This window comes from Paracoccus pacificus, from assembly GCF_042680785.1.
Lineage (GTDB): Bacteria > Pseudomonadota > Alphaproteobacteria > Rhodobacterales > Rhodobacteraceae > Paracoccus > Paracoccus pacificus.
On record NZ_JBHUEN010000004.1, the window covers coordinates 1 to 8,032 of the forward strand.

8 protein-coding genes are annotated in these 8,032 nt (G+C 61.9%); 6 read left to right on the plus strand and 2 right to left on the minus strand.

The genetic code is table 11. The annotated features are described in order from the left end of the window. Positions 1-278: 278 nt before the first annotated feature. Positions 279-818 carry a LuxR C-terminal-related transcriptional regulator gene (locus ACFSCT_RS01155; RefSeq protein ID WP_379139477.1) on the minus strand — a complete coding sequence of 180 codons (540 nt, stop codon included), beginning with the start codon at positions 816-818 and terminating at the stop codon, positions 279-281. Positions 819-912: 94 nt separating this feature from the next. On the opposite strand from ACFSCT_RS01155, the gene ACFSCT_RS01160 reads away from it, so the two are divergent. From ACFSCT_RS01160 to ACFSCT_RS01185, 6 genes are read left to right on the plus strand one after another with little or no spacing between them, the layout of a single operon-like run. Then, positions 913-2,085 carry a thiolase domain-containing protein gene (locus tag ACFSCT_RS01160; RefSeq protein WP_379139478.1) on the plus strand — a complete coding sequence of 391 codons (1,173 nt, stop codon included), beginning with the start codon at positions 913-915 and terminating at the stop codon, positions 2,083-2,085. After that, positions 2,085-3,626 carry a class I adenylate-forming enzyme family protein gene (locus ACFSCT_RS01165; RefSeq protein WP_379139479.1) on the plus strand — a complete coding sequence of 514 codons (1,542 nt, stop codon included), beginning with the start codon at positions 2,085-2,087 and terminating at the stop codon, positions 3,624-3,626. The genes ACFSCT_RS01160 and ACFSCT_RS01165 overlap by 1 nt, the downstream gene beginning before the upstream one ends. 21 nt (positions 3,627-3,647) lie before the next feature. Further along, positions 3,648-4,733, plus strand: a complete 1,086-nt coding sequence (locus ACFSCT_RS01170) for a C4-dicarboxylate TRAP transporter substrate-binding protein (protein ID WP_379139480.1) — start codon at positions 3,648-3,650, stop codon at positions 4,731-4,733. A 59-nt stretch (positions 4,734-4,792) separates the two neighbouring features. After that, positions 4,793-5,311 (plus strand): TRAP transporter small permease subunit, encoded by a 519-nt coding sequence (locus ACFSCT_RS01175; RefSeq protein WP_379139481.1) that lies wholly within the window; start codon positions 4,793-4,795, stop codon positions 5,309-5,311. Positions 5,312-5,318: 7 nt separating this feature from the next. After that, a complete protein-coding gene (locus tag ACFSCT_RS01180; protein ID WP_379139482.1) occupies positions 5,319-6,629 on the plus strand; it encodes a TRAP transporter large permease in 1,311 nt (436 codons plus the stop codon). 3 nt (positions 6,630-6,632) lie between these two features. Next, the gene (locus ACFSCT_RS01185) at positions 6,633-7,457 is read left to right on the plus strand and encodes an SDR family NAD(P)-dependent oxidoreductase (protein ID WP_379139483.1); all 825 of its coding nucleotides are present in this window, start codon (positions 6,633-6,635) and stop codon (positions 7,455-7,457) included. 165 nt (positions 7,458-7,622) lie between these two features. Here ACFSCT_RS01185 and ACFSCT_RS01190 read toward each other — a convergent pair whose 3' ends face one another. Beyond that, the gene (locus ACFSCT_RS01190) at positions 7,623-7,868 is read right to left on the minus strand and encodes a hypothetical protein (protein WP_379139484.1); all 246 of its coding nucleotides are present in this window, start codon (positions 7,866-7,868) and stop codon (positions 7,623-7,625) included. Positions 7,869-8,032: the final 164 nt, after the last annotated feature.

Sequence of the window (8,032 nt, forward strand, 5' to 3'; positions counted from 1 at the left end):
GACCGCTTACCAGTCAATGGCGGCGCGGTGGTATTTTCCCACCATAATCTCGGCAGGATAGGCTGCACTCACGCCGCGTCGCGGGTGTAGGATGTGATGATGCCGCCGAGCTGCCGGTTGCGCCGGATCGGGCCGTCACGGACGGGCCGGAAATCGACTTGTAGCACATTCAAAATCGCCTGCCGCCGAACTCGGCCTGACCGATCCGGGCAGGCGGGCGGCGCTTCGGTATCGCGCCATCACGATCCGCTGTGAGCGTTGATTTTTGACGCAGCCGGTCAGGTCAGTGTGACTTTGGACACCAGATCAGCGGTATTGCGAGCGTTGACCTTACGCATTACGGCGCCGCGATGCGCCTCGACCGTTCGGTACGAAATGCCGAGCAACTGGCCGATTTCCTTGCAGGTGCGTCCGTTCACGATGTGGTTGGCGACTTCGCGTTCGCGGCGGGTCAGCCGGTCGATACGGCTTGGCCGGCCGGCGGCCTCGGTAAACACCCAGACCATAAACGCAAAAGGATCATACGGCGTCGTGGTGCGCCCATGCGCGCGTGCCATGAAGATTTCCCCGTCCCGGCGCTGCATGAAACGCTCGTCTTGATGGTCGGCATGGCTGCGCAGCCATGATTCCGCCCGGGCGCCGATCGCCTCGTAATCGCTGATCGTGGGATAAAGCATTCGCACCAGCTGGTTCTGCATCGCTTCGCGGGGGTAGCCGAACATCGCCATGAAGGCATCATTGAATTCGACCATGACGCGATGTCGCGTGACCAGAAGTGCGACGGGGGCGGCAAGGAAGCCTGCTTCGATATCGGACATGGGGCGCTTTAACTACGTGGTTGGCTACGTATTACTACGAATATCTCCACGTAGGCAATGATGCGAGTGTCCTTCGCCAAAGGGAGGGATTCGCATGTCACAGAACATCTACATCACTGGCAATGGCCATACGCGGTTCGGCCGGCTGTCCGACAACCTGGAAACCCTGATCGTCGATGCGGCACGCGAGGCAATGTCCGATGCGGGCGTCAGCGGCGCGGCTGTCGATGCGGTCTATCTGGGAAATTTCAACTCTGGCCTGGTGCCTGATGCCTTCGCTTCGTCCCTGATCCATCAGGCTGATCCCGGCCTGCGATACAAGCCCGCCACGCGCTGCGAAAACGCCTGCGCATCCGGCGCGGCCGCGATCTTCGCCGGGATGAATGCGATTCTTGCGGGCAAGGCGGATACCGTGCTGGTCGTCGGCGCCGAAAAGATGACATCGAATTCGACCGAGGATGTCACGCGGGCACTGGCGGGTGCCGGTTATCAAAACGATGCCGCCGAGGCCGCGCTGAGCTTTCCGCAGCTTTTCGGCATCGCTGCGCGGCAGTATCAGGACCGCTATAAAGACCCATTGCAGGCGATGGCGCGCATTGCGTCCAAGAATCACGGCAACGCGATGAAAAACCCGCTGGCACAAATGCATCGGCCCATGTCGGTTGAGGATTGCGCCACCGTGTCCGAGCGGAACCCCGAGATTGCGCCGCCCCTGCGGCTGACCGATTGTTCATTGATCACCGACGGCGCGGCCGCGATCGTGCTGCAATCGGAACGCGCGGCTTCGGATGCAAAACGCCGGGTCCGCTTTGCCGGCACCGCCCATGTCAGCGACATCATGCCGATGTCGCAGCGTGATTTCCTGTCCTTCGACGGCCCCCGCCGCGCCATTGCCGCGGCCTTTGCCGAGGCGGGTATAACGGTCGCCGATCTGGACTTCGCCGAGGTTCATGACTGTTTCACGATCGCAGAACTGCTGATCTACGAGGCCATGGGGCTGGCCCCTGCCGGACAAGGCGAACGCGCGCTAGACGAAGGGATCGTCTTCGCCGAGGGCCGGACGCCGGTGAACCTCTCGGGCGGGCTGAAGGCCAAAGGGCATCCGGTTGGGGCCACGGGCGTTTCGATGCACGCGCTGGCTTTCCGGCAACTGACCGGGCAGGCCGGCGAGATGCAACGCAAGGGCGCCGAGCACGGTCTGGTGTTCAACATGGGCGGGACGGCGGTGGCCAACTTTGCCTCGGTCCTCAAGGCAGATCGCGCCTGATGAATATCGCGCAGTGGCTTTACCAGACAGCGCTGGCGCGACCTTCCGCGCCCGCGATCAAGGTTGGTGCGGCGTCGTTCTGCGACTACGTCAGGCTCGCCCGCCGGGCACAGGCGTTGTCGCGAGAGCTGGCGGGGCGGGGCTTGGGGCAGGGCGACCGAGTCGCGATCTTTACCGCCAATTGTGCCGAATATCTGGAGATGATCCACGCCTGCTGGTGGATCGGCGCGACGGTGGTGCCGATCAACTACAAGCTGCACCCACGCGAGGCGGCGTGGATTCTGGAAGACTGCACGGCCCGGATAATCCTGACCCGCGCGGGCGAAATGGCAGACAAGGGACTTCTGCCGCAGGGCTGCACCGAGATCACCATCGACTCGGACGACTATCGCGGCGCGGTCGCAGCGGACGCCGCCCTGAAGCAACCACCATCGCTACCCGCGGACGCGGTTGCATGGTTGTTCTACACCTCGGGCACGACCGGGCGACCCAAGGGGGTGATGCTCAGCCACGGCAACCTGATGGCAATGAGCTTTGCCTATGCCATCGACGTGGATCGGATCGAGGCCGGGGACCACAGCCTTTACGCCGCGCCGATGTCGCATGGCGCCGGCCTTTACGCGCTTCCGTATATTCGCGCCGGCGCATGCCATGTGATCCCGGAATCGGGTGGTTTCGACCCGGCCGAGATTATCGCGCTGGCAGGGGATCCCGGCGGGCTTTGCTTCTTTGCCGCGCCGACGATGATCAAGCGGCTGGTCACGGCGGCGAAGGCGGTTGGCTATGCGGGTCAAGGGATCAAGACCATTACCTATGGCGGCGGTCCGATGTATGCCGCCGATATTGACGAGGCGCTGGCGCTGCTCGGCCCGCGCTTCATCCAGATCTACGGACAGGGCGAAACGCCGATGACCATTTCGGTCCTGCCGCGCGATCTGGTGGCCGATGAAAGCCACCCGAACTGGCGGGCGCGGCGCGCCTCGGTGGGATATGCACAAGCCCCGGTCGAGGTGGAAATACGCGCCCCTGACGGCGGTTGCCTGCCCCCCGGCAAGACAGGCGAGATCATGGTGCGTGGCGCCACCGTCATGTTGGGATACTGGAATCGCCCCGAGGCCACGGCCGAGACCATCGTGGATGGCTGGCTGCGCACCGGCGACATGGGCCACATGGACGTGGACGGGTTCCTGACGCTGACAGATCGTTCCAAGGACGTTATCATCTCGGGCGGGACCAACATCTACCCGCGCGAGGTCGAAGAGGCACTGCTGATGCACCCGGCTGTCCATGAGGTATCAGTGATTGGCACGCCGGACCCCGAATGGGGCGAAAACGTCGTGGCATTCGTCGTTGCCGCGTCTTGCGCGACTTGCGACGCATCAACTCTGGACGGCTGGTGCCGCAGCCAGATTGCCGCCTTCAAACGGCCGAAACGTTACATCTTCACGGACACCTTGCCCAAGAACAGCTACGGCAAGGTATTAAAGACCGAATTGCGGGATCAACTCGAGACCGGGGCAATAGAAGCCCCGCCTAACTGAACTTGAACGGGAGGAAACTAAATGAAACGTCGCGAATTTCTCGCCTACGGGGCCGGTCTTGGTGCCAGCGGCCTGCTGATGTCACGCGGGCGGCCGGCTTTCGCCGCTACATCGCTGAAGTTTGACAGCTATGTCTCGGAAACCGCCGGGCCGTCCTGGGTCGACCGGTGGTTCCTAGAAGAACTGGAAAAGCGCACCAACGGCGAGGTCTCGATCCGCAGCTACTGGTCGGGCAGCCTCAACAAGGTTGGTGAGCATCTGGCCGCCGTCCGCGACGGCACGTCCGAAATCACCTTGATCTCGCCCGGTTACTATCAGGCCGAGGTTCCCGTTACCCGTGGGCTGGAATGGTATTTCCGCATGAACCGGTCGGACGCGCTGCAGCAGGTCTGCCACGATGTCTATAACCAGTTCCAGCCGCTGCGCGACGAATGGGAACAGCGCCACCGCTCGCAGGTGCTGTACTGGACGACGTGGAACTATGCTCCATTGGTCATGCGCGAGCCGATCACCTCGCTCGAACAGATCAAGGGCAAGCGCATCCGCGGCTATGGCGTCGCAACCGACGTGATCGAGCGGCTCGGCGGCATTCCGGTGCCGATGACCGCGCCCGAAGTCTATCAGTCGCTGGAACGCGGGGTGCTGGACGGGGTCTATGGCTTCGATTTCATCACCGCGGTTGCCTACAAGCTCCATGAGGTCGCGCCGAACTTTTACGACATCGGCGACGGCCCGCATGGTCCGGCAACTGTGGTGATGAACAAGCAGGTCTATGACGGGCTGGACGAGCAGGTCCGGCAAACCATCACGGATCTGTCCGACGAGCTTTACGCCGGCAAGTTCGCCGAAATCTACAACGGTGCGCTGACCGAGTATGTCTCGATCGCCAAGAACGAGGGCGTGAAATTCGCCACCTTCCCCGAGGAAGAACTGGCCGCGGCGCGCGCTGCCGTCCAGCCCGCGGAGGTTCAGGCGTGGATCGACACCGTGGCGACTCCTGCCGGCATCGATGGCGCCGAGATGCAGCGCCTGATCGACGAGGCAATCGCCAAACATGACCCGAACGGCAAGATGTTGCGGCCTTCGGAGATCGCGGAGAGCATCTAAGCTCGCAAGTGGCGGCCCTGACCGCGGGGCCGTCACCGTCCATCGCGAAAGGAATCTCAATGAGCGCACTTCATTCCGTCGTCCGGCGGCTTTCGGATCTGCTTGGCTGGATCGCCATGATCTTCATGGCCATCCTGATGTTCGGAACCGCGATTGACGTCATTTCCCGGGCGATCACCGGCCAGACGGTACCGGGGCTGTTCGAGATGTCCGAACTCAGCATGGTTATGGTGGTGTTCCTGGGACTTGGGTGGACTCTGCGGGACGACGCCCATATCCGCGTGACGATGCTGACCGACCGGCTGGGACCGTCCGTGCGACCATGGGTCGAGGGGTTTTCATGGCTGGCGGCGGCACTGGTTTTTGCCTTGCTGGCCTGGCCTTCGACGCAAGAAGCCGCTTATTCTTTCTCGATACGGGAATTCCGCTGGGGGGTTGTGCAAATCCCGATCTGGTGGACCAAGATCGCATTGGCGGCCGGGCTTTGGTTTGCCGCAGTGCAAGCAGTCATCAAGGCAATTCTGGTCGCTACTAACCGGGACATTCCTGGACCCGTCGCCGCCCCCCACGAATACTGAGGACCACATGGACCCGATCATCGCGGCCTCGATCGCCGTCGCACTCATCTTCATTCTGCTCGCGCTGGGGACGCCCGTTTTCGCGACCCTCGCGTTGTCCGGTGCGACCGGCATCATCTTGGTCGAGAACCTTGCGTTTCTCATGAACCGGCTGAAGTCCTTCAGCTATTCTTCGACGGCCACGTCAACCTTGACGGTCATCCCGCTGTTCATCTTGATGGGGGCATTCGCCCATCATGCCCAGATCGGCAGAAGGCTTTTCGATGTCGCCAACAAATGGGTCGGACACATGCCGGGGGGGCTGGCCATGGCCGGGATCCTGACCAGCGCAGGTTTTGCCGCGACTTCCGGATCGTCAGTGGCGACAGCGGCAACTGTCGGCTCCGTGGCCCTGCCCGAGATGCGCAAGGCCGGCTATGATCCTGCGCTCGCCGCAGGCAGCGTTGCCGCTGGCGGGATTCTCGGCGTGCTTATCCCGCCCAGTGTCCTGCTGATCTTTTATGCCGCGCTGACCGAGACATCGGCTGGCAAGATGCTTGTCGCCGGGTTCGTCCCCGGCATCCTTACCACCATCGTGTTCATGGCAGGCATCCGCCTTATTGCCGGACGCATCATGCCGCGCGCCAATCTTGCCCCCCGCAGTAGCTGGGGCGAGCGGCTGAGTTCGACCACCAAGGCCTGGCAGGTGATTGTCCTGTTTTTGGTAGTGTTGGGCGGAATCTACCTTGGCCTGATGACGCCAACCGAGGCTGCGGCTGTCGGTGCGGTTGCAGCCCTGCTGATGCTGATCCTCGAACTCGGCAGCAAGGTGATGCCGGCTGTGGGCGAAAGCTTCCGCTCGACCATCACCACGACAGTGATGATCCTGTTCACCATGATCGGGGCCGGGATTTTCAGTTATTTCCTGACGCTGATCCAGCTGCCCCAACAGCTTGCCGCGGTCATCAGCGATTCCGGGGTGCCGCCGCATGTCATCATAGCACTGTTTCTGCTGTCCTACATCCCGCTTGGCATGTTTCTTGATGCGTTCTCGATGATGGTCATCACCCTGCCCATCATGTTCCCTACCGTGCAGCATCTGGGGTTCGATCCGATCTGGTTTGGCATCCTCTGCGTCAAGATGTGCGAGATCGGGCTGATGACACCTCCGGTCGGGCTGAACTGCTTCGTGATCGCCGGCATCGACCGGCAGACACCGCTGCCGCAAGTCTTCCGCGGTGCCATGTGGTTTGTCCTGATGGAGCTGTTTACCGTCAGCCTTCTGTTCACGTTTCCGCAGATCACGACGTCGCTGCCGAACATGATGTTGGGGGGATAAGTGATGGAATCGCAGCAGACGCGGGGTGATCGGGTCGCCGGCAGGACCGCGTTGGTGATGGGGGCAGGTTCGATCGGGCCGGGCTGGGGCAATGGCAAGGCAATCGCCGTCACGCTGGCCCGCCAGGGTGCGCGGGTGATGTGTGTAGATCGCAACCGCGACGCCGCCGAGGAAACAGCCGCCCTGATTGCTGCCGAAGGCGGCGAGGCCGTGGCTCATGCCGCTGATGCCACCGTTTCTGCCGAGATTGCCGATGTTCGCAGGGCCTGCGTGGATCGCTTCGGCGCGGTGGATATCCTTGTCAACAATATCGGCATCGCGCCAGTCGGGGGCGTGGTCGAGTTGTCGGAAGACGACTGGGATCGCGCCTTTGATGTCAATCTCAAGACCTGTTTTCTGGGGATGAAGCACGTCATCCCGCAGATGCTGGAACAGGGCCGGGGTTCGATCATCAATATCTCGTCGGTCGCTTCACTGCGGTGGTCGGGGGTGGCCTATGCCGGTTATTACGCGCCCAAGGCGGCGATGAACCATCTTACCCGCACCACGGCCGTGGAATACGCCGCCCGCGGGATCAGGGTGAACGCGGTCCTTCCCGGCCTGATGCGGACACCCATGGTCGCGACCTCGGCCGCGCTTGCGCAGGACTATGGCGATGGCGATGTCGAAGCGATGTGGCGCAAGCGCGATGCCCAGGTGCCGATGGGCCATATGGGTGACGCTTGGGACGTGGCGAATGCAACGTTGTTTCTGGCCTCGGATGAGGCGCGCTATGTCACCGGGCTGGAACTGGTTGTCGATGGCGGCATCACCCTGAAATTCGCTTGAACAGAAAGGGCGCCAAGTTGCCGAAGGAGTATCAACTTTTCATTGGCGGTGAGTATTGCCCCCCCTCTGGCGGCGAGTGGTTCGACAGTTTGAACCCCTATCCCGAACTCCTGTGCAAGCGCCGTCATCGGTTTGCTCCAGAGAAGGTCGTAGAGGTCCCGACGGCTAAGTATCTGTGAAGTCGACAATTCTTGAACTCTCCGCAATACAGTTTCGCGCGGAAGCAATATCCCGCAGCGCCGTTTTAGCTGTCATCGCGACCCGGGTGAAACTTGGAGAAGGTTGGATATCAGCCCCATCCCCTCCGCCAGTCCCCGCCGATTGTCGCACAAATAATCCCACCATATCTTTTGTCATCAGGCAGATAGAACCTTTTTTGAGCAGTTGCACTTCGGGCTGGGGTTCGCGCACGCCTTACCGCATGGCGCCCAGCGGCATAGAGACCCGTCGATTCTACACTACAGCCTGATACTGAATGCCCCCGCCTTGCGTATTTACATCGGGGCGCCTCTAAAAATTGCAGCAATGCGGCGGTCGGGGTATGACGCGGGAGGCGTTCGACGGTAGGGGCATGG

Bases quoted from the DNA above. Each gene is read 5' to 3' on its own strand.
- ACFSCT_RS01165 (WP_379139479.1), top strand. From the start codon at position 2,085: ATGAATATCGCGCAGTGGCTTTACCAGACAGCGCTGGCGCGACCTTCC.
- ACFSCT_RS01180 (WP_379139482.1), top strand. From the start codon at position 5,319: ATGGACCCGATCATCGCGGCCTCGATCGCCGTCGCACTCATCTTCATT.
- ACFSCT_RS01185 (WP_379139483.1), top strand. From the start codon at position 6,633: ATGGAATCGCAGCAGACGCGGGGTGATCGGGTCGCCGGCAGGACCGCG.
- ACFSCT_RS01160 (WP_379139478.1), top strand. From the start codon at position 913: ATGTCACAGAACATCTACATCACTGGCAATGGCCATACGCGGTTCGGC.
- ACFSCT_RS01175 (WP_379139481.1), top strand. From the start codon at position 4,793: ATGAGCGCACTTCATTCCGTCGTCCGGCGGCTTTCGGATCTGCTTGGC.
- ACFSCT_RS01170 (WP_379139480.1), top strand. From the start codon at position 3,648: ATGAAACGTCGCGAATTTCTCGCCTACGGGGCCGGTCTTGGTGCCAGC.
- ACFSCT_RS01155 (WP_379139477.1), bottom strand. From the start codon at position 818: ATGTCCGATATCGAAGCAGGCTTCCTTGCCGCCCCCGTCGCACTTCTG.